Here is a 25,749-nt window from a genome sequence, read left to right on the forward strand (position 1 = left end):
ATGCCTAATCGTGCAGTTTTTTAGTCATTATATGTAATGTGCTCTGCTGTTTTGGGCTGGTAAATACAATATCTTTTTGCTTTTGCATTCCTTTGTTGGCATAAAACTTAATGGCGTTCTTGTTATTTTCCAGCACTTCCAACCAAAGCCACTTTTGTTCCCATTCCCGACCGAGTTTTACTACATGATCAAATAATTGTTCTCCATATTTTTTTCCTGTCAGGTGTGGAATTAAATAAAGTTTATGTAGATAAAGGCCAGTGATATTTTCATCTGGAATGGTTTTATTGATAATAATTTTACTGAAACCGATGACTTTGGCATTTACATCAGCGGTTTCGGCAAGAAACCATTTATGTTCGGAAGTGTGCAGTGATGTGGATATTGTTTCTAATGAGCACTCTTCCGTAAGATATTTTTCCAACTCATCTTTATCAAGCCACAAATTCGAAAAATGAAAGCGGTAGCTTGTTTCAAACAATTGAGATAATAGTGCCGCGTCTTTTGATGTTGCTTCTCTAATTTTCAGCATCGAATTTTCCGAAATTATTTTGTAATGTCAGGATTCAGCCGATGAGCCCATTATTTGATATTTCGTTGATGAGCTGTTCTCCTGTCAACCATTCTCCATAACCTGCGGCAGTATGAATATGGCCTGCCCTGTGTAAAACAATTAAATCAGATCCCCAGCAATCGGCTAATGCACGGGCTTTTTCCAACGATAAAAATTCATCGTTATCACTGCATACCAGAGTAGATACAAAAGGCAAAGGCGACATTGCCAGAGGCCGTTGAATCTGAATTTCCAATGGTGCATTGGGGCTATCGGCATCTGCGGGAGCCACAAGCAATGCGCCTTTTACCCTGTCGCATGTTCTTTCTGCTGCCCATTGGGTGATGGTAACCGCGCCACAACTGTGGCCAATAAGAAAGAGTTCTCCGGAGGTTTTTTCGATTGTTTCATCAAGCCGGTTTAGCCATTGTTCCCGAATAGGGGAATTCCAGTCGCTTTGCTGTACTCTGACAATATTTGAGTATTTTCTTTCTAAATGGGATTGCCAGTGATCTGGCCCGGAATTGGTATATCCCGGAACGATTAAGAACGTTTTTTTTGCCATCATTTATTCCAGAAGGTTTTTCCAAAATACTATCATGGCGATAAAAATTTGCATGCTGAATAGCGTGCTTAATTCAGTAGAAAATAGGGAAGGGAAACTGAATATCAGAAAGTGCTATTTCGAAAATTTATGTGCTTTGTGTGGAATATTGATGAGCGGTAAGGGGCAGGGGAATTTAAAATGGCGATAATTTATTATCGCCATTCATTTTAATTACGCAAAATCAGCCTTGTAATTAAGCCTACTTGGCGTTCTGGGCCAGCCAGTCAGCAACACGCTGTTTTTGCTCATCGGTGAGCCACATACCCAGTTTAGTACGACGCCAGATAGCATCATCCAACTGTGTAACCCACTCGTGTTCGACCAAATAGCGCAATTCAGCTTCATACAGGCCATGACCAAAGCATTCGCCGAGATCAGCCAAAGCGTCTGAACCTTTCAGGATAATTTGGCTGTTGCTGCCGTAAGTACGGGCATAGCGCAGGGCCACGCCTTCTGGCAACCAGTTGTGGCGTTGACGCAGCAGGCGGGCATAGCCATCACGGTCACAGCCTTCCAGCTCACCGCCCGGCAATCTGCCATTTTTAGTCCATGCCTTGCCAGCATTTGGATAGTACGCCACCAGTTTCTCCAGCGCATGTTCTGACAATTTACGATAGGTTGTCAGCTTACCGCCGAATACGGACAGCAATGGTGTCTTGCCTTGATCATCCTGTACATCCAGCGTGTAATCACGTGTGATGGCTTGTGGTGAGTCTGATTCATCGTCACACAGCGGACGAACACCAGAGTACGTCCAAACAATGTCACTGCGTTCAAGTTGTTTCTTGAAGTGGTCGTTGTAGACTTTCAGCAGATAATCGATTTCATTATCGTCAATTTTGACTTCTTTCGGATCGCCTTTGTATTCAACATCGGTTGTGCCGATGATGGAGAAATCATCATTCCATGGAATGACAAACACGATGCGGTTATCTTCGTTTTGCAGAATATAGGACTGCGGTTCATCGTGGACGCGAGGGACTACGATGTGGCTGCCCTTGATCAAACGGATGCCATAAGGTGATTTCAGTTGCAGCCCATTGTCGAAGAAGTTTTTTACCCACGGGCCAGTTGCATTCACCAAGCCTTTGGCGCGCCATGTGTGGGTTTCGCCGGTTTTAAGATCTTGTGCTTCAACTACCCAAAGATCATTTTCACGATATGCACGAGTCACTTGAGTGCGGGTACGAACCTCTCCGCCGTGTTTCTGTACTTCTTGCGCGTTTAGTACAACTAAACGAGCATCATCAACCCAACAGTCGGAATATTCAAAACCACGGGTGATGGACGGCTTCAATACTGAGTTTGCACCGAATTTCAGCCCCTTACTGCTCGGCAAGCTAACACGTTTGCCCAAATTATCATACAGGAACAGGCCAATGCGGATCATCCAGGCTGGGCGCAGGTGTGGTTGGTGTGGCAGGCGAAAACGCATTGGGAATGCAATATGCGGAGCCAGTTTAAGCAAGACTTCACGCTCTGCCAGTGCTTCACTGACCAGACGGAATTCATAGTGCTCAAGATAACGCAAGCCGCCGTGGATCAGCTTAGAGCTGGCAGACGAAGTCGCGCTGGCCAAGTCTTGACCTTCCAACAGCAGGACAGAAAGTCCCCGGCCAGCAGCATCTGCCGCAATACCAGCGCCGTTAATTCCGCCGCCGATTACAATCAAGTCTTTGGTTTCCATTGCATACCCTCTGAAATGTTCGAAACAGTTCTTTAATGTTCGTTTTCGCTCAGGGATTGTAATCAAAAATTCATCAATCGCCAACTATTAACTCAGAAAAAACATCTTCACGTGATACAGATAACAAGTCATTATCATATCTATAAGATTAATCAGGATTTTGTGGGATACAAATTTAGGCTGAAGTTTGGGAGAAGTCTTGGGTGACTGTTCCGGTAAAATATTGGATGGACTATACAGAGGAGAACCCCACCAACTTATCAATATCAGGTGGGGAACGCCTGAGAATAAGGGGGAAGCTAGCAAAGCTCCAGCTTGACGCTGTATTGATCGATGATTTTCTGGATATTGAGAGGCGGTGCTTTATTGGTGAACAAATAATCAATCAGGTTCATGTTGCCTAGGTTAACCATCGCACTGCGGCCAAATTTCGAATGATCAGCAACCAGCATGACACAACGGGAGTTTTCGATAATGGCTCGTTTGGTACGAACTTCGTGGTAATCAAATTCCAGCAGGGAACCATCGTTATCAATGCCGCTGATCCCAAGAATCCCGAAATCAAGGCGGAATTGAGAGATGAAATCCAGTGTTGCTTCACCAATGATGCCGCCATCACGGGAGCGAACTTCACCGCCCGCCAAGATCAGACGGAAATCTTCTTTGCCCATAAAAAGGGTTGCCACATTGAGATTGTTGGTGACAATCCGTAAATCCCGGTGATTGAGCAGTGCATGTGCCACTGCTTCCGGCGTTGTTCCAATATCAATAAACAGCGTCGCGCCGTTTGGGATTTGAGTGGCAACTTGCACTGCAATGCGGGCTTTTTCATCTGACCACATGATTTTGCGGTCATGATAAGCAGCATTCACTGAGCTGGAGGGTAAGGTGGCTCCGCCGTGATGACGGTGGATTTTATTTTTATCTGCCAGATCATTCAAATCACGGCGAATAGTTTGAGGGCTGACCTCAAAATGCTCAACCAGCTCTTCAGTGCTGACATAACCTTGAAGGCGTACCAACTCGACTATCGCATCATGTCGCTGAGTTTGCTTCACAAAATTCCCCTAATATTTGCATATATCCACTTTGCTTCATTTCGCCCTGATTTGTTTCAGGCCATAACAAGACATTCATGGATATAAATGGATTATAGTTGACCCAAGTGACTTGGAATATTATTGATTTTTTTGTCTGCGTAAATTATCCCATAGGCCCATTAATAACCCGATAATTAATCCTGAAACATGAGCGGCATTTGCGATGCTCAATGAAAATACATCGAAATAACCAACCAATAACCAGATGACTGAGACAATAATTAGCCCTCTGGGAAGATGAACGCCTCGATTGGGTGAAATTTCACCGGTCAACCAAACATATCCTATCAGCGCATAGACTACACCAGAGAGCCCACCGAACTGGGATCCGCTAAACAATGATTGTGCCCATCCACTGAAAAATGCAGATACTATTGTGATTTCAAAGAGTTTTCCTGCTCCAATCCGGCGCTCTACCTGAGTGCCCAGATACCACCACAATGCGAGATTGAAGAGAATGTGCATCAACGAGAAATGCAATAAAGCATGAGTCACCCAACGCCATAACTCGAAATACTGCTCACTGTGAGGCCATGCCAGCCAATTCATGACTTCGGGTATTCCCGCAATCTGTATCCAAACAAACACAAGTATGCAGAGTACGGTTATGGCAATAGTGAATGGGCCAGATCGACTTTTGAGTGTTTCCCAATTTAGATTGTTGCGATACTTAAAAGAGTTGTTGAATTTCCCGGTTTTCCAACTGGCTGCCTGATAGCGTTCATTAAGGGGATCACGGGAAAAATGATGAAGTTCTTCTTCAACCAGGTTTAGATGGCTGGCATTTTCCAGCCATAATTCAACCAGTAATGGTTCACTGGTGGGGCGCATGATCAAATGAATGTCCTGTGTCGCCATATAGTCAATAAAGGCTTGAGCCAGCCGAGGATTGGATATTGAAGTTACATGGATCATTGCTCGTCTTATGCCTTATGTTGAAGTTAATCGCACAGGGTTAATTGTGTTGAAACTTGCTAACTTGAAGCCATCTGTTTTAAACCAGCACGTTAAATATTTCACTAAGAATTAACATAATTGGTTAATTATTAACATAATGAACCAATTATTAACGTCATGAAATGGTGTTAACGTTATGACACGGTATCAACGGCATGAGGATAGTTCCTTTGCCAGGCTTCAAAACCACCATTGACGCTGTAAACTGTTTCGAAACCAGTATTGATAAGGTATTGTGCGGCTCCTTGGCTGCTGTGGCCGTGGTAACACATCACCATGACGGGGGTATCAAAATCCGTTTCTTGCAAGAAATTATTGATTGTTTCATTCGTCAGGTGAAATGCGCCTGTTGCATGACCGGCCCGGAAACTTTGTGGGTCACGGATATCAACCATGGCTGCGGTTTTATTTAGCCAAAACTGATAAGCTTGCTCTGGGTCTATTGTTTGAAAATGATCCATAAATACTCAATTATGTGGTTTCTAAAATTTTCGCTTCCAATATATTCATTTCTTAATAGTTATCTGGTATGACCTGAACACCTTCCCAATATTTGGATTGGCAAGGCGTGGAAATACAGATAGAAAGATCAGAGACAGAAAGCGGTTATATCCTTCGCCTTTCAAGTTGTTGCTTTGCTGGTGGCACTCGTTCATTCCAGCCACATAGTTATCTATGTGGCTGGGGATTATTGAGAGGTTCTTGCTTCCCGACCTCTGACCATGTCCTTGTCGCTGCACCGAAACTTGAAATCCATTGCGGATATAAAATGATAAAAATATCAGTAATACGAATGTTCACCGCGCTGGTGTTCAGTCAAGTCTCTCACCCCTTTCAATTCAGGGAACATTTGCAGTAGCTGTTTCTCAATCCCTTCTTTCAGAGTGACATCGACCATTGAACAGCCATTGCATCCGCCACCGAATTGCAAAATGGCATAGCCTTCATCGGTGATTTCCATCAGGCTGACACGGCCACCATGCCCTGCAAGCTGAGGATTGATCTGCGATTGTAGGACGTATTCAACGCGTTCAATCAGTGGAGCATCGTCAGCTACTTTACGCATTTTGGCGTTCGGGGCTTTCAGGGTCAGTTGGGAGCCAAGTTGGTCGGTGACAAAGTCAATGACAGCTTCTGCCAGAAAAGGTGCACTGATTTCATCAACGTAGGCAGACAACTGCTCAAACTTCAATTCGGTATCAGTAGCTTCAACAGCATCCGGTGGGCAATAGGAAACGCCACATTCTGCGGTCGGTGTTCCTGGATTAATGACAAAAACGCGGATCTGTGTGCCCGGTTCTTGATTTGCCAGTAGCTTGGCAAAGTGCGCTTGCGCTGCTTCAGTAATATTAATCATGTCATTTGCTCAATAGTTGACTGTTCTAGTTGGTTATAATACGCCCATTTATAAAGGAACTACAAGGTTCGGCATATTGCCCAAGCCTGTACAGAGCGGGCACCAGCACGAATTAATAATTGTGATGCTTCATGCAGTGTGGTGCCTGTGGTGATCACATCGTCGAAAATCGCGACGTGCTGATTGGCAAAATCACCTTGCAATTTAAAAGCATACTTAAGATTGTTTTTCCTTTGGGCGGCAGATAGGCTCCGTTGTGTGAGTGTAGCACGTGAGCGTTGCAAAATATTGGGGTGATATGGGCATTGCAGCCAACGCGACAGGGAATGGGCCATTAGCTCAATTTGGTCGAATCCCCGTCGCCAGCGTTTTTTTCTGTGCAGGGGAATGGACACAATACATTCCGGTTTGGGCCAGCGACCTTCCCGATATCCCTGCAACCAATGCAGCAGGAATTGCCGGGCCAGTATTGGTGCGAGTTGCGGTGTGTTGTGATCTTTGTAGCGCTGGATAAGCTGGCTTAATGGCGGAGTGTAATCCGTAATGGCAATCAAGTGTTGCCACGAAGGAGGATGCTTCAGACAGCGGCCACAGGCAATATCGCTGGTTTCGGAAGGCAGCGCGCAACGGGGGCAGACAGCTTGCAGCCGTTTCAGTTGCCGGTGGCAAGTGCTGCATATTCCATGATAGGCACAATACAAATTTTGATGGCATAGCCAACAGTATCCAACCATTGCTAGCATAGTCCCTTCCTTGGTGAGAAATAAGGTGAGAATAACAATGAATCAATTGTTTTGGCAGACAATCGGTGATGCACCTCGCGATCTTGTGATGCTGCACGGCTGGGGATTGAATGCAGAAGTCTGGCGTTCAGTGGAAACGCGATTGGCTCCGCATTTTCGTTTACATCTGGTGGATTTGCCCGGATATGGGCGCAGTCAGCCGCACTCTGCCATGTCATTGGTGGAAATGGCGGAGGCGGTGTGGCAGCAGGCGCCGGAAAAGGCTTTGTGGCTCGGGTGGTCTTTGGGGGGATTGGTTGCCAGCCGGATTGCGCTGGATCACCCAGAACAGGTTTCAGGTTTGATCACGGTCGCATCTTCACCGAAATTCAGTGCCGGCAGCGATTGGCCGGGCATTAAGCCTGAAGTTCTGAGTGCATTTGAGCAACAACTGAGTACTGATTTTCAGAAGACCGTCGAACGTTTTCTGGCATTGCAGACATTGGGAACAGAGAGCGCCCGTCAGGATGCCCGTTTGCTGAAGTCAGTAATATTGGATCAGGCAATGCCGACGGTTGAGGTTTTGAATGCGGGCTTAGAAATATTGCGCACTGATGATTTAAGAGAGGAGCTCCGCCAGCTTCGATTACCTTTCTTACGCCTTTATGGTTATCTCGATGGCCTTGTACCGCGCAAGGTAGCGGAGCAATTGGATCAAGAGTGGACACATAGCCATTCCGTTATGATGCGCCATGCGGCCCATGCGCCTTTTCTTTCCCATCCGGATGAGTTCGCTGAAGCGTTAATAAATTTCACGACTAATCTCGGATAAAAGTTATTTACACCTAAAAATTACCCATAATATTAAAAATTATGGGTATCCCCTTCGTCTTTCAAGCTGCTTCGCTGTTGGCTGCACTCATTCACTCCGGGCACCGTTTTTATAAACAGCTTTTATAAGCATACGGTTAGCTATGCTCGGGGATTATTGATAGGCTCCTCTTGTGAATTTGTCATTCCCTTGCCGCTGCGATGCAACTCATTAATGGGTTTATTCTATAGGATAAATTTCAGTGACAATTTCCGGTGTATTGACGATGGTATCGAGAACAGGGCAATTACTCTCAACAAAGCCAATAAAATCGCGAATTTCCTGCTCGGTATTATCTGCCTTGATATAAAACTTGGAGGTGATTTTGGAAAATCCCATTTTGGCGTCTTTATTTCTGCCGGTGAAACCATCGGTATCCAACTCGCCTTCCATTTTGACCTGAATATCGATTAAATTGATCTTATGCTTGCGGGCATAACTCTTTGCCACAATGCACTGGCAGGCGCCGAAAGCCGAAAGCAAGGCTTCCACAGGGTTCATGGCCTCATCAGTTCCCCCCAGATTTTTAGGCTCGTCAATGTGGAAGCTAAAATCCCGGGATGAACATTTCATTTTGAGACGACCAACTGATTCAACTGTTGCAGTAAATAACTCTTTAGGCATGTAATTATCCTCTGGTCATTAATATCGAAAAACTGCATGTAAGATAATAAGAAAATGTCTTTTACTTTTCAATGACACCAAAATAAATGAATTTATTCTTCATCAACGTCATTTATTGTTTAATATTGAGTGAGATGCTTTTTTATCCCACGTTTTTCATTGGTTGATTCAAGTGAAAAATGGGCCTTTCATTGTTAATAAGATATTTTATATGGAAATTAAAATAAAAAAAGAATATATAATATTTATCGCTTGCATCACGGTTTTTTTATCGCAATTAGGTAGTTCAATGTATTTACCTGCATTGCCGTTGATTGCAGAAAAATTATCGGCCCGGCAACAAGATATTGCCTTATCTTTCCCCGCCTTTTTAATTGGCATGGCGGTATTGGTGCTTATTTGGGGAGGGTTAAGCGAAAAATATGGCCGAAAAAAGGTGCTCTCAATGGCTATCCTCTTTTATTCCTTGTGTAGTCTTGCCATAGCGGTGGTCAGTAATACAGAGGTGTTCATCTTTCTCCGTTTTTTGCAGGGGGTGGGGGCAGGAGGAATGTCCGTGCTTTCCCGCATCTTAATCAAAGATTATTTTAGTGGTGATCGGTTAGCGAAAAGCCTTTCTTGGCTCTCGCTTTCATTTGTGGTTTCGGTGGGAATCGGGCAATTTTTAGGTGCCTTGGTGACAAAATTCTTGGGCTGGCAGGTCATCTTTTTCAGTCTGGCTATCACAACACTGGCATTGTTTGCGTCATTCCTCCTGATAAAATTTCCGGTCATGCAACTGACTCCCTCCTCCCTTTCTTTTAAACAAACTTACGTTGCCATTTTGCGCCATAAGCCATTTCTTCTGCCTGCTTTAGCGGGGGCATTGGGATATGGGATAGTCGTTACATTTAACACTAATGCGCCGTTTATCTTCCAAACCCACCTGCAATGGAACGCATATGAATATGGTTTGCTGGGGTGGCCTATCAGCATGACCTATTTTTTGGGCGCATTTATCGTTAACCGTTATGTTGTCAGGAAAGGCCGTGAATTGATCATCCTGATGGGATTGGGAATATTGCTGTTTGGTTGTTCGATGATGTTATTGGGCGGGGTTTTCTATCTGGCCTTGCTTTTCTGGCTGCCATACTGCGTTGCACTTATCGGGCAGGCGATTATTTATCCTATCAGTATGTCGATGTCTATTGAAAAATCCCCCATCGGAGGGGGTTACGCGGTGGCTTTGTGTGGTTTTCTTCACCAAGTCATGGCGGCTGTGATTGGTATTGCTGCAAGTATGTTGCCAAGCCAATATCCCTGGATAACGACGCTCTTAATTCTCTGCCTTGCGTTGGGCGTAATGCTTTGTGTGCTGTATTCTCTGCGTCAGCCCATCAGGCATTGAGTAAACGTGAAATCCAAATTTTTTATGATCTTGGAAAGATAGGATCTTGGGAAAAGATTCGAACAGATTAAAAATAGTTGAGAGCCTGCTTTAATCACATTCCATAAAGCAGGCAATACCTCAATTTTTGGCTGCCAATTGGTACGCTTTAGTGTCGCATTTCTGCGTTTCCGGGCATTGCTTGCAACCCCCGCTGAGGCAGGAGGAAGCATCCACTTCCTCCAGTTTGCCCATCATGACAAGCTGCTTGAGCATGGCCTCCACCATAGGCAGCGGTGATGAAAACTGATGGCTCAGTGATCTCGCATCCGTGCGCCCATTGAGGGCGACGGCATCTCTGATTTCCAGCAAGCTAATCATGTATGGCTCCTGCGACTAGTGACAACTGTTATCTGAGCAGGCGCAGTCACGCTCAGCCGTATTGTTGAACGCGACTGTGACTCTGCTACGTGCGCGGCGTAAACCAATAAATATCAGAATGTTAACCACCACTACCGCCAAGATAGTGATCAAACTTTTTTCTGGATGGGCAGAAAACATGGTTATCTGGTAAAACAGCGCTGCCAGCGAATAAGCGACGTTCAAGCCCCACAAAATGGAGAAAGTCATCCAGCCACGGCTGGTTTCTCGGGCGATGGCACCCATGACAGAGACACAGGGAACGTACAGCAATACAAAGATCAGATAACTGTAAGCAGAAATGGCAGAGCCGAATTTGGCGCTCATGGTTCCCATGGTGCCGCGATCCATATTCCCATCACCTTTGCTGGCCTCAATCGGGTTGGAAAGTGCACTCAAAGTAAAAGTTTCTTTCAGGCTATCCCAGGTTTCTTCAACTGAATCTTTCAACTGGCCCAACAAATTGAATTCATCTGGGTTAAATGGCTGTTTAGTGATGTTTTCTGCGGTATACAGGGTGTTCAGGGTACCAACAACAACCTCTTTTGCCATTGCACCAGTCACCAGACCGACAGTCGCTTGCCAGTTATCGGGATGGACACCAATGGGTTGCAGTATGGGAGTAATGACTTTACTGGCGGAAGCCAGCGCGGATTCATTGATGTTGTCCACGGTTTTCCCCGAAAAGGAGAAACTATTCAGGGCACCAATGAACATACTGGCGGCGACGATAACTTTCCCCGCACGTATCACGAACCCTTTCAGCCGTTGCCATGTCTGGAGTATCAGAGTTTTGGCGTGGGGAACGTGATAGACCGGCAATTCCATGACAAATGGGGATGCTTCCCCACGCATCAGCGTGTATTTCAGGAGCAGGCCAGTGAGAATAGCCACGACAATCCCCAAGATGTAGAGGGAGAAAACGAGGCTTGCGCCGCTTTTGCCAAAGAAAGCCGCAGCGAAGACGGCGAATATTGCCAGCCTTGCCCCACAAGACATAAACGGCGCCATCATAATAGTAATCAGGCGTTCACGGGGCGCATCCAGTGTCCTGGCACCCATCACAGCGGGTACGTTACAGCCAAAACCGACAATCAGGGGAACGAAAGATTTGCCCGGCAGCCCTATGGCCTGCATCAGCTTGTCCATGACAAATGCAGCCCGTGCCATGTAGCCTGAATCCTCAAGGAAGGAGAGGAACAGGTACATCATGCCGATTTGCGGAACCAGTGGCAGCATGGTATTGATTCCCCCACCGATGCCTTGGGCAAGGAAAACCGTCAGCCAATTGGGGAAATGGAGTGTATAGCCCAGCCACTGCATTCCATCAATGAAAATGGCAGAGGAAGCACCATCGAAAATAGGCTGTAGCGCTCCGCCAATATTGATAGCCAGTACAAACATCAGGTACATGACAAACAGGAAAATCGGGATGCCCAGCCAGCGGTTCAGGATAACGCTGTCCAGTGCTTGGGTCAGTTTGTTTGGCGTTGCTGCTTGGATATCAATGACCACCTGACAAATGTTATTAATGGCTTGATAGCGGGCGCTGGCAATAATCAGGTCGGGTTCTGCAATTTGCTGTTGTTGCAGTCGGGCCTTGCTTTCGTCCAGTTGTGCCTGAGTCAGCCCGGAAATTTCACGGCTGTAAATATCGCCTTCCAGCGTTTGCAGTGTCAGCCAGCGACGCTGCGGTAAAGGGAATTTATCTGTGATCTGACTGGAAAGGCGGTTCACTTCCTGCAATAACGCATCAGGATAGGCTACCTGTGTTGGTGTTGGTTCTTGGGCTGGTTTCTGCGGGTAGTTATCGATGACGTTTTTCAGGGCATCGATTCCCGTCGCTCGGGTGGAAACCAGCGGGATAACCGGGCAACCAAGGCGCTTCTCCAGCGCGGCAACATCAATGTTGATATTCTGGCTTTGGGCGATATCCAGCATGTTCAGCGCAATAATGCAGGGTATTCCCAACTCAATGAGTTGCAACGAAAGGTAAAGATTGCGTTCCAGATTCGAAGCATCAACGACATTGATCAACATATCGGCTTCACCACTGAGAATGTAGTGGCAGGCAATTTGCTCATCAATGGAGGTTTGCTCTGAAATGGTCGTGAGGGAATAGGTGCCAGGAAGGTCAACTAGCTCAACCTGATGGTCATGGGTAGCAAAGGAGCCTGTTTTGCGTTCTACCGTAACACCAGCCCAATTTCCCACGCGTTGCCGGGAACCAGTGAGCTGGTTAAAGAGCGTTGTTTTGCCGGCATTTGGATTGCCGAGCAGGCCTATGGTTAATTGTTTCATCATACTTCTGCCAATCAGGAAGTGATACTGTCGTATCCTGTTATATGAAGTGAGTAAGTGATGGTTGCGTTGAGCGAGTAAAGCGATCTGCGCATTTGCTCTGAACCATAATTATCTCTGAATTATATTTACTCTAAACTATATTTTCATTTTGGCTGAACGCCGTTAATTCAGCTCTTCATCCAATATGAGGCATTCCAACTCACTTTTACGAAGACTGAGATTAACCCTGAGTATCTCTATTTGCACTGGATCGCCCAACGGCGCGGTGCGAATAACCTGAAATGTAGCATCAGGCAACATGCCAAAAGACAATAACTTCTGGCGGTAAGCTGGGGTAATATCAGAAGAATATCCCAAGATTTTATACCTGCGCTCCGGAATAAGTACCATATAACCTTCCGTTTACATTGATAATATAAGTGATTATAAGAATTATTATCCTATATAAAGGGGAATTAACAAGTATTAATTACGCTAGCATATCTGAGAATGGATTGCTAATGAGAATAATATTCAATTGCGTCACTGGTTATTTATCCCTGAATTTGCTCGAAACAAATTGATATTAATCAAATTAATGTTACTTTCTTTGAAAATAAATGATTAATATAACTGTAGAGTATTTTCAGAAAATTCCTTTTATTGATAAAAAAAATCGGGCAGTAAAAATGGGAATATTGATGTGAACTATCATTTCCAAAAACAATAACAAACACCAACAAGTCCTGAATAATCATCAGGACTTGTTGGTTCTTATTTTTGTATCAATTTTTTAAATGATTATTTATTGCCATACATTAATCTTTGGGGGGATAACGCAATTCACTCAGAGGAACCTGAACACGATCATCATCTTGATGTTGGCTCCAGGCATCAGCATCGTATACCCACCATGATTGGATCTCCAGTTCATAAAAACGGCGCTCTGCATGACCTTGATAGTCACTGATAGGACGCGATTTTTTCTTTCTGATATTTGCATCAGGATAGGTTTTCAGGAAAAAGTAATCGTAGGTTTCTTGCAACCGCTCATCAGGAACTTGACGGGCATAGCCGACAAATTGAGAGCCAGCCAGATCCAGCACTGAACCAGGCAGCATTTTGCTGCTGTAAATGGTACCGCTGACACGGGGATTGATATGCAACTCTTGTGAGTGCCGTGTCTTTTGCTTTGAGTACCAGATAAGTGTCAGTGGATCATATTTGGCAATATAAAACATCGTAGATGACCAGACAGAATCTGCATCCGGATCATGGGTAGAAAGAGTGAAAAAACGGATATTGCTGAGTAAATCAAAACTGCTTTGGACATACTTGTTCATTGTCTTTCCTCTACAGTGTGAATTTGCCCTCTATTTCCCACATCTTTCAAGCTACATCTCGAAATCAACAGGATAGAGAACATATTGGTTTTAAGTTGATTATATTTTTTATTTATACAATAACTTCTCATTATTATGAGGTTTATTGCAAGGCGAATTATACGGAGTATTAAAAGGAATGGGCAGTCATTACAATCTATTTAAATTTATCATGTTATAAATAAATATGATAAATTCCATGAAATTTAAGTTATTAATTCTATGAAATGAAGCTCCATCACTGTAATAATTGTTTTTTATTCATGATAATAAATAAATGAAAAAGTGATTGGATTGAACAATATATTGAATTTAGAACGATATTCACAATTAACAGGGTCAATTTTATCGACAATGATAAAAATTAACCCTGTTATATTTTGCTGTTAAATCAAAATGGCAAAAAGCCTGAGATTAACGTTTTTTGCCAAATGCAGCCGCCAGTGCATCACTCATGGCGCTATTGGCAAAAGGAGAGGAACCGGATGAACGGGATGCATGGCGGTTTTTGCCATTACCGTTGCGATCATTTCCAGAACGCTGCTCCTGACGGTTGCCACCTTGTGGGCCACCGCGGCGTACTGACGTTTCGCCGGGTTTTTCATCAAGACGCATGGTCAATGCAATGCGTTTGCGGTTCAGGTCAACATCCATCACTTTCACTTTCACGATATCGCCTGTCTTAACCACAGTATGTGGATCTTCCACAAAGCGATCGGACAGAGAAGAGATATGCACCAAGCCATCCTGATGAACACCGATATCAACGAATGCACCGAAGTTGGTTACGTTGGTCACTGTGCCTTCCAAAATCATGCCCGCTTGCAGATCGTTCATGGTTTCAACGCCGTCGGCAAATGTCGCCGTCTTGAATTCAGGACGTGGATCGCGGCCGGGTTTTTCCAACTCTTTCAAGATATCGGTAACGGTCGGGATACCAAATTTCTCAGTTGTGTAATCTTGGGCGTTCAAATTACGCAAATTGGCAGGGTTGCCCATCAATTCAGGCAATGTCTGTTTGGTCGTTAACAGGATTTTCTCAACCACGGGATAGGCTTCTGGGTGAACAGTTGAAGAGTCCAGAGGGTTCTCACCTTGATTGATACGCAGGAAGCCCGCACATTGCAGGAAGGCTTTCGGCCCCAGACGGCTGACTTTCAGCAACTGGTCACGGTTATCGAAACGACCGTTTTCATCACGCCAGTTAACGATATTTTGGGCAACAGTGCGGCTCAGGCCGGCAACGCGGGTCAGCAAGGCGACCGACGCTGTATTCAGGTCAACACCGACGCCGTTTACACAGTCCTCAACCACGTTATCCAGTTTTTTCGCAAGCTGAGTTTGGCTGACATCGTGCTGGTATTGACCAACCCCGATGGATTTAGGGTCGATTTTCACCAGCTCAGCCAGTGGATCTTGCAGGCGGCGGGCAATGGAAACGGCACCGCGCAGGGAAACATCCAGATCAGGGAATTCCAGTGCTGCCAGTTCAGAAGCGGAATAAACCGATGCCCCGGCTTCGCTGACCACCACTTTCTGGGCGGTAACGTCAGGGTACTGCTTCTGGACATTGGCAAAGAAACGCTCTGTTTCACGGGAAGCGGTACCGTTACCGATCGCAACCAGTTCCACTTGATGCTTGATACACAGGGCAGCAACGCTGGCGGCGGCTTTGTTTTCTTGCCCGGTGTGCGGGTAGATGGTGTCGGTGGCGATCAGTTTTCCGGTCGAATCAACAACCGCAACTTTTACACCTGTACGTAAACCCGGATCCAGACCCATAGTGGCACGCATGCCCGCAGGTGCTGCCATCATCAAGTCGTGCAGGTTACGGGCGAATACGTTGATGGCTTCTTCTTCGGCTTTTTCGCGCAGGGTGCCCATCAGCTCGGTTTCCAGATGCAACAGCACCTTGATGCGCCATGTCCAGCTCACGACAGCCTTGCGCCAGCTGTCAGCCGGTGCGTTATTCAGGCGCAGATCCAAATGCTCGGTAATCAGTTGCTCGCAGTAACTCTCTTTCGGGGCTTCCTCAAATTGAGGATCAGCATTCAGGGACAGTTGCAAAATACCTTCATTGCGCCCGCGGAACATAGCCAGAGCACGGTGGGAAGGGACAGAGACGACGGCTTCGTGGTGATCAAAATAATCACTGAATTTCGAGCCTTCTTCCTCTTTGCCTTCGACAACTTTGGCAACCAAGTGCGCATTTTTCCACAGGTATTCACGGACTTTTGCCAACAAAGATGCGTCTTCGGCAAAGCGCTCCATCAGGATATAGCGAGCGCCATCCAGTGCAGCTTTGGTATCGGCAACACCTTTGTCCGCATCCACATAGGTCGCAGCAGCCAATTCCGGCTCTTGTTGCGGATCTTGCCACAGCAGGTCAGCCAGAGGCTCCAGACCTGCTTCAATCGCAGTCTGTCCACGGGTGCGGCGTTTGGGTTTATAGGGGAGATACAGGTCTTCCAGTTCAGTTTTGCTCAATGTGGAATTGATAGCTTCTGCAAGCTCAACTGTCAACTTACCCTGTTCTTCAATCGATTTAAGAATAGTCTGACGGCGGGAGGACAGCTCACGCAGGTAAGCTAGACGGCTTTCGAGCTGGCGGAGCTGTGTATCATCCAGACCACCGGTGACCTCTTTACGGTAACGAGCGATAAAGGGAACTGTGTTCCCCTCATCAATTAGAGTAATGGCGGCTTGGACTTGCTGTGGCTGAGCCTGTAGCTCACCGGCAATGATTTGACTTAAGGATTCATTCATGGTCTGTTTTCTTCAAATTTCTTAACGCCTGTAAATACCCTTGGATATTGTCAGGCAGAGCTGGATAGGATTCGGGTTTTCACCTGAAATACTACCGGCGTGGTTCAAACTGGCTCCATTTATACGTGCTGAGCGCGATAATTTCCAGTTTAGTGCGATATTTGCCGCATATGCGACAGAATTTATCGCACAACTTCCGGGTTGAGATTGGGTTGAGATATAGTATTTCGCTATTAATCATCTTTTCTCATGTGAGTTTTTTCATGGCCAAAAGTAACTACATCACCCGCGAAGGTTGGCTCGAACTTGATAGGGAGCTGAAATATCTTTGGAAAGAGGAACGGCCCAAAGTTACTCAGGCTGTTTCAGATGCAGCAGCACTGGGAGACCGTTCGGAAAATGCTGAATACATTTATGGTAAAAAAAGATTAAGAGAAATTGACCGTCGCGTTCGATTTTTATCCAAGCGGTTGGATGTGCTGAAAATTGTTGATCCTGATCCACGGCAAGAAGGCCGGGTTTTTTTTGGGGCATGGGTAAAAGTTGAAAACGAAAATGGTGAAGAGCTTATTCTTCGTTTGGTAGGACCAGATGAATTCGAACCGGCTAAAAAGTGGATCTCCATTGATTCCCCGGTAGCAAGGGCATTACTTGGCAAGCAGGTTGATGATGAAATCTCCGTAATGACCCCAAATGGCATGGCAATTTACTGGATTCTGGAAATTGATTATAAGCCTTTAGCATAAGTCAAGATGATTGAGCGATATAAATAGGAAAACAAGGATAGAAAACCAATACATAAGCAATTATTGCTAATGTAGGTAATGGCCTTAAAATACAGATGGTTGGTTTCTATACTCAATGGATTTCAAATTGCATCGCGGCGGCAAGGGAGAACATCCCCGGGTGCATAGATAACCGTCTGTTTATAAACACGGTGACTGGGATGAGCGAGCGCAGCCAGCAAAGAGGCAGTTTGAAAGACGAAGTGTACATTGCGTAATGGGTTTTCTATCAGAATCATGGAAATTGCAGGCATGGAGCATCTTGGGAGCTGAAACATGCAAGAGAGTTATAAGATCCTTGTTGTTGATGATGATATGCGTTTGAGAGCGCTATTGGAGCGCTATTTATCGGAGCAGGGTTTTCAAGTTCGTAGTGCAGCAAATGCGGAACAAATGGATCGCTTGTTAACCAGAGAGTCGATTCAATTGATTGTTTTGGATCTCATGTTGCCGGGTGAAGATGGATTGTCTATTTGCCGGAGGCTGAGAAGTCAGAATAGCTCGATACCGATCATTATGATATCTGCGAAAGGAGAAGAAGTTGATCGGATTGTTGGCCTTGAAATCGGGGCTGATGATTATATTTCCAAGCCCTTCAATCCACGCGAATTATTGGCACGCATGCGTGCTGTGTTGCGTCGCCATGCCCATGAATCGCCAAGAACACCGACACCGGTTGACGCTGTGGTCAAGTTCGGTAACTTTAAACTTGATCTTGGGACACGTGAAATGTTCCATCAAAATGAGCTATTGGCTTTAACCAGCGGCGAGTTTTCTGTACTGAAGGCTCTGGTTTCCCATCCGCGTGAGCCATTGTCCCGGGATAAGTTAATGAATCTGGCACGGGGACGGGAATATGGCGCAATGGAACGTTCTATTGATGTGCAAGTTTCCCGCCTTCGCCGCATGATTGAAGAAGATCCTGCCCATCCCCGTTATATTCAGACCGTTTGGGGCTTGGGTTACGTCTTTATACCTGATGGAAACAAGGTATGAGAAAGCAGAGGATTTCGTCATGCCCCCTGCTTTCCTCTGTCCTGTATGCAGTGTTGACACTGTTTTTGGTGCTGGCATTGTCTTTGATGATGACCGGGTTACTGGGCAGTTTGCTGACTGACTATCCTCTTGCCGACCTGCTGGTGAACGTAGAAAAACGGTCATTCAGCACGGAGTTTCCCTATCTCTTTATTGGTGTTTTCACTGGAGCCTGTGTGGTTGCGCTATCTGTATGCGCAGCCTTCTGGCGATATCTCCATATTCAGAAACGCGCCCTGAAAACCATACAAAAAGCCATCCTGCATATAGGAGAGAAAAAAGGGGCCAAGCCATTGCCGGCAGCAGGGGCGCCGGCCGTACGTTCGGTTATGCAGGCGGTTAACCAATTGTCAGACAGATTGGCATCACAAGACAGTGACCGGGCAGTATTGCTGGGCGGTGTAAGCCATGATTTACGCACGCCGTTGACCCGGATTAGGCTGGCAATGGAAATGATGGAGGGGAAAGATGAATTTCTCACTGAATCCATTTATCAGGATATTGAGGAGTGCAACGCCATTATTGATCAGTTCATCGATTACCAGCGGGCAGGGCAAGAGATGCCAAAGAGTCGCTGTGAACTCAATGAGTTGCTTGCTGCGGCTATTAAATCTGAAACTGTCATAAAACCTGAAACTACGGTGAGCCCAGCCCAAGGAAATCATGTTGGGATTGAGAAAAATCTGTCTGCCCATCCCATTTTTGTCATGGCTGATCCCCTTTCCATTAAACGTGTCATTGCCAATATGTTTACTAACGCCCAACGCTATGGCAATGGATGGGTACGAATCAGCAGTGGCACCACAGAGAAATTTGGCTGGTTTCAGGTGGAGGATAATGGTGCTGGCATGACAAAAGAAGAAGCGGCAATTTTGTTCCAGCCTTTCATGCAGGGGGGCAGAATTCGCAATGCGAATAATGATGGTAACACCAGTAGTGGCGCGGGATTGGGGCTTGCAATAATCCGTCGTATCATCGACTGCCATGCAGGGTATATCGAAGTAAATAAAAGTGAAAAAGAAGGTCTGTCTATCCGAGCTTATCTGCCATTGGATACAAAATCAGGTCAATAATCGTACTCTAAAAAATCCCGCTGTCATAAAAATGTCATAATTCATACATTTTACTGTCATTTAATTCACCTATTTTCCCTTCTGCACCAGTTTTTAATCTAAAAACCAAATTGTTAACGATATTCGACATGCGTTTTCAATTAATGATGCGTATCCCAGCGGGAGCCAGCAGGAGAGATAAATAGTATGAAACTAATGCGTACCACCGTGACAAGCATCATGGCAGCCGTAGTTACCATGACATCCCTGTCTTCATTTGCTGCTACCAGCCTGACGGGTGCTGGTGCGACATTTCCCGCGCCGGTATATACCAAGTGGGCAGATTCTTACCAAAAAGAAACGGGTAACAAAATCAATTATCAAGGCATCGGTTCTTCCGGTGGTGTAAAGCAGATTATTGCGAATACCGTTGATTTTGGTGCATCAGATGCCCCATTGGCAGATGAGAAATTGGCGGCTGACGGTTTGTTCCAGTTTCCAACGGTAATCGGCGGCATTGTTCTGGCCGTCAACATTTCTGGCATTAAATCCGGCCAGTTGATTCTGGATGGAAAAACCCTTGGTGACATCTACCTGGGGAATATTAAAAAATGGAATGATCCAGCCATTGCAAAACTGAATCCTGAGCTGAAACTGCCGGATCAAAATATTGCCGTGGTTCGTCGTGCAGATGGATCTGGAACGACATATGTTTTCACCAGCTACCTGTCTAAAGTCAATGCAGGCTGGAAAGATAAAGTTGGCACGGGCAGCACTGTCAAGTGGCCAACGGGGTTGGGTGGCAAGGGTAATGATGGCATCGCGGCCTTTGTTCAGCGCCTGCCCGGTTCAATTGGGTATGTGGAATATGCCTATGCAAAACAGAATAACCTCGCTTATACCAAACTGGTAACCGCAGATGGCTCAGTGGTTGCGCCGACGGCCGAGAATTTCAGCGCAGCGGCCAAAGGAGTGGATTGGAGCAGCAGCTTTGCCCAAGATCTGACAAACCAGCAGGGTAGCAGTGCGTGGCCGATTACTTCCACCACATTCATCCTCATTCACAAACAGCAGGCTAACGCCGCAAATGGCGCTGAAGTCTTAAAATTCTTCGATTGGGCGTATGACAAAGGCAAAAAACAGGCAAAAGATCTGGATTATGCCGTACTGCCAAAAGAAGTGATTAGTCAGGTACGAGCAGCATGGAAGAGCAACATCAAAGACAGCAGTGGCAAACCGCTATATTGATGAAGTTTCTGTATCCTGAATCAATCATTGTAAAACTTCCCCCCTTCGGGGGGGAAATAACCCAAAATGAGAATTAAGCGTATGGCCGAACGTAAAACGGCACTGAAAGCTCCAAGCAAAAATGGTGACATCATTTTCAGTACGCTGGTCAGATTGGCCGCGTTGCTGACATTGTTCTTGCTGGGAGGCATTATCATTTCCCTGATCTTTGCCTCTTGGCCGAGTATAAAAACCTTTGGTTTTTCTTTTTTGTGGAATAAAGACTGGGATGCACCGGCCGGGCAGTTTGGTGCCTTGGTACCGATTTATGGCACTTTGATGACGTCATTAATTGCGTTGATCATTGCTGTTCCGGTGAGTTTTGGTATCGCCCTATTTTTGACAGAGTTGGCACCTAACTGGTTAAAGCGCCCGCTGGGCGTGGCAATCGAACTGCTGGCCGCGATTCCCAGCATCGTTTATGGCATGTGGGGGTTGTTTGTTTTTGCCCCGTTGTTTGCAACCTACTTCCAGCAACCTGTTGGTGATGTGCTATCGAGCATTCCCATCGTGGGTGAGCTGTTTTCTGGCCCTGCCTTTGGTATCGGCATTCTGGCGGCGGGTGTCATTCTTGCCATCATGATTATCCCGTACATTGCTTCTGTCATGCGTGATGTGTTCGAACAAACTCCCGTCATGATGAAAGAATCTGCCTATGGAATCGGCTGTACAACCTGGGAAGTCATTTGGCATATCGTCCTGCCTTACACCAAAAATGGTGTCATTGGCGGGGTGATGCTGGGGCTTGGCCGTGCCTTGGGAGAAACGATGGCCGTAACCTTTATTATTGGCAATACCTATCAGCTTGACAGCTTATCGCTGTACATGCCGGGCAACAGCATTACATCTGCTTTGGCAAACGAATTTGCCGAGGCTGAATCTGGCCTGCATACCGCGGCGTTGATGGAGCTGGGGCTTGTCTTGTTTGTTATCACCTTTATTGTACTGGCGTTATCAAAACTGATGATCATGCGTCTGGCAAAAAACGAGGGACGCTGAGATGACAACCAGCAATAAGACAACTACCAGTAATCAACCGTCCTCAGCTTTGGTGAACAAAACCCTCAGTGAAGTCGATATAAAGAACCGTCGCCGCATGCAGTCATGGCGTCGCCAGAAAAACCGCATAGCGCTGATGCTTTCCATGGGCACTATGGCATTTGGCTTGTTCTGGTTGAGTTGGATCTTAATCTCCACCATCACCAAAGGCATTGATGGTATGTCGTTGGCGTTATTTACCGAAATGACACCGCCTCCCAATACCGAGGGCGGTGGATTGGCAAACGCCATTGTCGGCAGTGGATTGCTTATCTTCTGGGCGACCGTATTGGGCACGCCACTGGGCATCATGGCGGGAGTTTATCTGGCTGAGTATGGCCGGCGCTCATGGCTGGCAGAGATCATCCGTTTTATCAATGACATTCTGCTCTCAGCCCCATCCATCGTGATCGGCTTGTTTGTTTACACCGTTGTGGTGGCGAAAGTTCAACACTTTTCTGGCTGGGCTGGGGTGATTGCTTTGGCGCTGTTGCAGGTTCCGATTGTGATCCGCACGACGGAAAACATGCTGAAACTTGTGCCTGATAACCTGCGGGAAGCGGCTTATGCCTTGGGAACGCCGAAATGGAAAATGATCTCTGCCATTACATTGAAAGCCTCCATATCCGGCATCATTACCGGCGTATTGTTGGCTATTGCCCGTATTGCCGGTGAAACGGCCCCGTTATTGTTTACTTCGCTTTCCAACCAGTTTTGGAGCACCGATCTCAGTCAGCCGATTGCCAACCTTCCTGTCACGATTTTCAAGTTTGCGATGAGTCCATTCTCTGACTGGCAGCAACTGGCATGGGCGGGAGTGCTGTTGATCACCTTATGTGTTCTGCTGATTAACATCGTGGCGCGCGTTATGTTTGCGAAGAAAAAGTACTGAATATAAGCAGTACCCAATATTTTATATAGGTAAAGAGAAGCACTAATGAATAAAGCTAATGACACTGCAGTAAACAAAACCGCGGTAAGCAAAATTCAGGTACGTGATCTGAACTTCTATTATGGCAAGTTTCATGCGCTGAAAAACATTACGCTGGATATTGCACAGAATAAAGTAACGGCATTCATTGGGCCGTCAGGGTGTGGCAAATCCACATTGCTGCGTACATTCAACAAAATGTATGAACTGTATGGTGAGCAGCGTGCAGAAGGCGAAATTATTTTGGACAGCACCAACATTCTGACCGACAAGCAGGATATCGCCTTATTGCGTGCCAAGGTCGGCATGGTTTTCCAAAAACCGACACCTTTTCCGATGTCAATTTATGACAACATCGCTTTCGGTGTCCGCCTGTTTGAAAAACTCCCGAGAGCTGAAATGGATGAACGTGTCCAGTGGGCGCTGACCAAGGCGGCATTGTGGAATGAGACGAAAGATAAATTGCACCAGAGTGGATACAGCCTGTCCGGCGGCCAGCAACAGCGCTTGTGTATCGCCCGCGGTATCGCCATTCGCCCGGATGTTTTGCTGTTGGATGAACCTTGTTCGGCACTTGACCCAATATCCACTGGTCGAATTGAAGAGTTAATCAGTGAACTGAAATCAGAATATACCGTCGTTATCGTCACGCACAACATGCAGCAGGCTGCACGTTGTTCAGATTACACGGCATTTATGTACCTTGGTGAACTGATTGAATTCAGTGACACCGATAGATTGTTCACTACACCGAAGATGAAACAAACCGAAGATTACATAACGGGTCGTTACGGTTGATACTTGGTATATCCCAATGGATTTCGAGTTGCATCGCGGCGGCAAGGGAATGACAAATTCATCGGGAACGAATTTGAACAGCCAAAGGTTGAGAGGCAGGAGCCTCTCATAATCCCAGGAGCATAGATAACCGTATGTTTATAAAAACGGTGACTGGGGTGAATGAGTGCAGCCAACAAAGAGACAACTTGAAAGACGAAGGGTATAAGCGGGGCATATAGGGGAACATTGATGGACAACCTGAATCACAGTAAACACATCTCCGGCCAATTCAACGCTGAGCTGGAATATATCCGCACGGAATTGATGACCATGGGTGGTCTGGTGGAAGAGCAGCTCCGCAAAGCTATTCTGGCAATGCACAATCAGGATGAAGATTTGGCGCGGCAAGTCATTGAAGATGACCAGAAAGTTAACATGATGGAAGTGGCAATTGATGAAGCCTGTGTGCGCATTATTGCAAAACGCCAGCCGACGGCCAGCGATCTGCGCCTCATCATGGTCATTTCAAAAACCATTGCTGAACTGGAGCGCATTGGCGATGTTGCCGACAAAATCTGCCAGACAGCACTGGAAAAATTTTCACATCAACAGCAATCGTTGCTGGTCAGCCTTGAATCATTGGGGAACCATGCCATTCAAATGTTGCACGATGTTCTCGACGCTTTTGCCCGCATGGATCTGGAAGAAGCGATTCGTATCTATCGTGAAGATAAAAAAATCGACCAGGAATATGAAGGCATTGTGCGTCAGTTAATGACATACATGATGGAAGATCCGAGGACTATCCCAAATGTCATGACTGCACTTTTCTGCGCCCGCTCCATTGAGCGAATTGGTGATCGTTGCCAGAATATCTGTGAGTTTATCTTTTACTATGTCAAAGGGCAGGATTTCCGCCATGCAGGCGGCGATAAGCTGGAAAGATTACTGACTAAAAAAGAGTGATCTCTTTGACCAATATAAAGCGCCGGCATTTAGCCGGCGTTTTTATTCCATAAAAGAATAAATATAGCATTTTATATTATTTCAGGTGCTATAACGAAATTGATAGCTTTTGTTAGTCATATAAGAACTTATAACTATACCCAATGAATTTCGAGTTGCATCGCGGCGGCAAGGGAATTCATCCCCGGGAGCATAGATAACCGTATGTTTATAAAAACGGTGACCGGGGTGAATGAGTGCAGCCAACAAAGAGGCAACTTGAAAGACGAAGGGTATAAATTTATTACTAACAGGGGTGTGTAATGAAGATTCGCAATAAATCTCGCGTAGCGGTGACAGCACTGCTGACTGGTCTGGCACTGGTTTCAGGTGTAGCAAAAGCAGATAAACTCGACGACATTAAAAAAGCAGGCACCGTACGCATTGCAGTCTTTGACAGCAACCCCCCATTTGGTTTCATCGATCCTAAAACGAAAAAACTGGCAGGCTACGATGTCGATATTGCTAATGCTATCGCCAGTGATCTGGGTGTCAAACTGGAACTGCGCCCAACCAATCCGGCAAACCGCATCCCTCTTCTTTCATCCAAAAAAATTGACCTGATCGCGGCCAACTTCACGGTAACTGACGAGCGAGCAAAACAAGTTGATTTCTCTATTCCCTATTTTGCCACCGGGCAGAAGTTCATCGCTCGCAAAGGCATTCTGACCAATCCGGACGACATTGCTAAATTGCGCATCGGGGCGGATAAAGGCACCGTGCAGGAGATCACCTTGCGCGAGCGTTACCCGACTGCAAAAGTCATCTCTTATGACGATACCCCGCTGGCTTTTGCCGCCCTGAGAAACGGTAATGTTCAGGCAATCACACAGGATGATGCGAAACTGGTTGGCTTGTTGGCTAATGTGCCTGAAGCCCAAAAAGCAGATTTTGAAATTTCACCTTTCAGTATTACCCGTGAATATCAGGCAGTAGCGGCGTCTAAAGGAGAAGGGCGCTTGATTGGCGCGGTGAACCAGACTCTGCTGAAACTGGAAAAAGACGGTGAAGCTGAGAAAATTTATAACCGCTGGTTTGGCCCGGAAACCAAATCCGCCCAGCCGCGTGGTGACTTTAAATTTGCCCCATTGGAAAATCAGGCAAAGCAGTAATCTTTTTTAAAAGCAGTATGTGATACCAG

26 protein-coding genes are annotated in these 25,749 nt (G+C 46.0%); 11 read left to right on the plus strand and 15 right to left on the minus strand.

Features of this window, described 5'->3' with window-relative positions; translation table 11 throughout:
• Positions 1–4 precede the first annotated feature (4 nt).
• From FE392_RS02005 to gntX, 8 genes are all read right to left on the minus strand, one after another.
• Positions 5–532 carry a GNAT family N-acetyltransferase gene (locus FE392_RS02005; protein WP_319928558.1) on the minus strand — a complete coding sequence of 176 codons (528 nt, stop codon included), beginning with the start codon at positions 530–532 and terminating at the stop codon, positions 5–7.
• A 34-nt stretch (positions 533–566) separates the two neighbouring features.
• Positions 567–1,118, minus strand: coding sequence for an RBBP9/YdeN family alpha/beta hydrolase (locus FE392_RS02010; RefSeq protein WP_319928559.1), 552 nt, complete (start codon positions 1,116–1,118; stop codon positions 567–569).
• Between the two features lie 241 nt (positions 1,119–1,359).
• On the minus strand, positions 1,360–2,847 hold the full coding sequence (gene glpD / locus FE392_RS02015) for a glycerol-3-phosphate dehydrogenase (protein ID WP_319928560.1): 1,488 nt from the start codon (positions 2,845–2,847) through the stop codon (positions 1,360–1,362).
• Positions 2,848–3,146: 299 nt separating this feature from the next.
• The gene (locus FE392_RS02020) at positions 3,147–3,905 is read right to left on the minus strand and encodes a DeoR/GlpR family transcriptional regulator (protein WP_319928561.1); all 759 of its coding nucleotides are present in this window, start codon (positions 3,903–3,905) and stop codon (positions 3,147–3,149) included.
• 120 nt (positions 3,906–4,025) lie between these two features.
• A complete protein-coding gene (gene glpG, locus FE392_RS02025; protein WP_319928562.1) occupies positions 4,026–4,862 on the minus strand; it encodes a rhomboid family intramembrane serine protease GlpG in 837 nt (278 codons plus the stop codon).
• Between the two features lie 176 nt (positions 4,863–5,038).
• Complete coding sequence (gene glpE, locus FE392_RS02030; RefSeq protein WP_319928563.1) at positions 5,039–5,365, minus strand: thiosulfate sulfurtransferase GlpE; 327 nt, start codon at positions 5,363–5,365, stop codon at positions 5,039–5,041.
• A 320-nt stretch (positions 5,366–5,685) separates the two neighbouring features.
• Positions 5,686–6,261 carry a Fe-S biogenesis protein NfuA gene (gene nfuA / locus FE392_RS02035; protein ID WP_319928564.1) on the minus strand — a complete coding sequence of 192 codons (576 nt, stop codon included), beginning with the start codon at positions 6,259–6,261 and terminating at the stop codon, positions 5,686–5,688.
• A gap of 59 nt (positions 6,262–6,320) precedes the next feature.
• Positions 6,321–7,004, minus strand: coding sequence for a DNA utilization protein GntX (gene gntX / locus FE392_RS02040; protein ID WP_319928565.1), 684 nt, complete (start codon positions 7,002–7,004; stop codon positions 6,321–6,323).
• Positions 7,005–7,041: 37 nt separating this feature from the next.
• Between gntX and bioH the strand changes: the two genes are divergently transcribed.
• Positions 7,042–7,815, plus strand: a complete 774-nt coding sequence (bioH, locus tag FE392_RS02045) for a pimeloyl-ACP methyl ester esterase BioH (protein WP_319928566.1) — start codon at positions 7,042–7,044, stop codon at positions 7,813–7,815.
• 219 nt (positions 7,816–8,034) lie between these two features.
• On the opposite strand, the gene FE392_RS02050 is transcribed toward bioH, so the two are convergent.
• A complete protein-coding gene (locus tag FE392_RS02050; protein WP_319928567.1) occupies positions 8,035–8,478 on the minus strand; it encodes an OsmC family protein in 444 nt (147 codons plus the stop codon).
• 211 nt (positions 8,479–8,689) lie between these two features.
• Between FE392_RS02050 and FE392_RS02055 the strand changes: the two genes are divergently transcribed.
• Positions 8,690–9,865 carry an MFS transporter gene (locus tag FE392_RS02055; protein WP_319928569.1) on the plus strand — a complete coding sequence of 392 codons (1,176 nt, stop codon included), beginning with the start codon at positions 8,690–8,692 and terminating at the stop codon, positions 9,863–9,865.
• A gap of 120 nt (positions 9,866–9,985) precedes the next feature.
• Here FE392_RS02055 and FE392_RS02060 read toward each other — a convergent pair whose 3' ends face one another.
• From FE392_RS02060 to FE392_RS02080, 5 genes are all read right to left on the minus strand, one after another.
• The gene (locus FE392_RS02060) at positions 9,986–10,225 is read right to left on the minus strand and encodes a FeoC-like transcriptional regulator (protein ID WP_319928570.1); all 240 of its coding nucleotides are present in this window, start codon (positions 10,223–10,225) and stop codon (positions 9,986–9,988) included.
• 15 nt (positions 10,226–10,240) lie between these two features.
• Positions 10,241–12,565: a Fe(2+) transporter permease subunit FeoB gene (gene feoB, locus FE392_RS02065; protein WP_319928716.1), complete on the minus strand. Its 2,325-nt coding sequence runs from the start codon at positions 12,563–12,565 to the stop codon at positions 10,241–10,243.
• Positions 12,566–12,730: 165 nt separating this feature from the next.
• Positions 12,731–12,958 (minus strand): ferrous iron transporter A, encoded by a 228-nt coding sequence (feoA, locus tag FE392_RS02070; RefSeq protein WP_319928571.1) that lies wholly within the window; start codon positions 12,956–12,958, stop codon positions 12,731–12,733.
• A 407-nt stretch (positions 12,959–13,365) separates the two neighbouring features.
• Positions 13,366–13,890 (minus strand): pyridoxamine 5'-phosphate oxidase family protein, encoded by a 525-nt coding sequence (locus FE392_RS02075; RefSeq protein WP_319928572.1) that lies wholly within the window; start codon positions 13,888–13,890, stop codon positions 13,366–13,368.
• A gap of 453 nt (positions 13,891–14,343) precedes the next feature.
• The gene (locus FE392_RS02080; RefSeq protein ID WP_319928573.1) at positions 14,344–16,695 is read right to left on the minus strand and encodes a Tex family protein; all 2,352 of its coding nucleotides are present in this window, start codon (positions 16,693–16,695) and stop codon (positions 14,344–14,346) included.
• Between the two features lie 263 nt (positions 16,696–16,958).
• Between FE392_RS02080 and greB the strand changes: the two genes are divergently transcribed.
• Positions 16,959–17,441 (plus strand): transcription elongation factor GreB, encoded by a 483-nt coding sequence (greB, locus tag FE392_RS02085; protein ID WP_319928574.1) that lies wholly within the window; start codon positions 16,959–16,961, stop codon positions 17,439–17,441.
• Between the two features lie 122 nt (positions 17,442–17,563).
• On the opposite strand, the gene FE392_RS02090 is transcribed toward greB, so the two are convergent.
• A complete protein-coding gene (locus FE392_RS02090; RefSeq protein WP_319928575.1) occupies positions 17,564–17,734 on the minus strand; it encodes a hypothetical protein in 171 nt (56 codons plus the stop codon).
• A gap of 22 nt (positions 17,735–17,756) precedes the next feature.
• Here FE392_RS02090 and ompR point away from each other — a divergent pair, with 22 nt between their 5' ends.
• From ompR to FE392_RS02130, 8 genes are all read left to right on the plus strand, one after another.
• Complete coding sequence (gene ompR / locus FE392_RS02095) at positions 17,757–18,476, plus strand: osmolarity response regulator transcription factor OmpR (RefSeq protein ID WP_319928576.1); 720 nt, start codon at positions 17,757–17,759, stop codon at positions 18,474–18,476.
• On the plus strand, positions 18,473–19,588 hold the full coding sequence (locus FE392_RS02100; protein ID WP_319928577.1) for an ATP-binding protein: 1,116 nt from the start codon (positions 18,473–18,475) through the stop codon (positions 19,586–19,588). The genes ompR and FE392_RS02100 overlap by 4 nt, the downstream gene beginning before the upstream one ends.
• A 186-nt stretch (positions 19,589–19,774) precedes the next feature.
• Positions 19,775–20,815, plus strand: a complete 1,041-nt coding sequence (gene pstS / locus FE392_RS02105; protein WP_319928578.1) for a phosphate ABC transporter substrate-binding protein PstS — start codon at positions 19,775–19,777, stop codon at positions 20,813–20,815.
• 81 nt (positions 20,816–20,896) lie between these two features.
• Entirely contained in the window at positions 20,897–21,853 is a 957-nt protein-coding gene (gene pstC / locus FE392_RS02110; RefSeq protein WP_319928717.1) for a phosphate ABC transporter permease PstC, read from the plus strand.
• A 1-nt stretch (position 21,854) separates the two neighbouring features.
• Positions 21,855–22,784, plus strand: coding sequence for a phosphate ABC transporter permease PstA (gene pstA / locus FE392_RS02115; protein ID WP_319928579.1), 930 nt, complete (start codon positions 21,855–21,857; stop codon positions 22,782–22,784).
• Positions 22,785–22,829: 45 nt separating this feature from the next.
• Entirely contained in the window at positions 22,830–23,621 is a 792-nt protein-coding gene (gene pstB / locus FE392_RS02120; RefSeq protein WP_092509709.1) for a phosphate ABC transporter ATP-binding protein PstB, read from the plus strand.
• 231 nt (positions 23,622–23,852) lie between these two features.
• Positions 23,853–24,569, plus strand: a complete 717-nt coding sequence (gene phoU / locus FE392_RS02125; protein WP_319928580.1) for a phosphate signaling complex protein PhoU — start codon at positions 23,853–23,855, stop codon at positions 24,567–24,569.
• 302 nt (positions 24,570–24,871) lie between these two features.
• On the plus strand, positions 24,872–25,720 hold the full coding sequence (locus FE392_RS02130) for an ABC transporter substrate-binding protein (protein ID WP_319928581.1): 849 nt from the start codon (positions 24,872–24,874) through the stop codon (positions 25,718–25,720).
• Positions 25,721–25,749: the final 29 nt, after the last annotated feature.

Origin of the sequence: Xenorhabdus santafensis (genome assembly GCF_033949405.1) — a bacterium.
GTDB classification, from domain to species: domain Bacteria; phylum Pseudomonadota; class Gammaproteobacteria; order Enterobacterales; family Enterobacteriaceae; genus Xenorhabdus; species Xenorhabdus santafensis.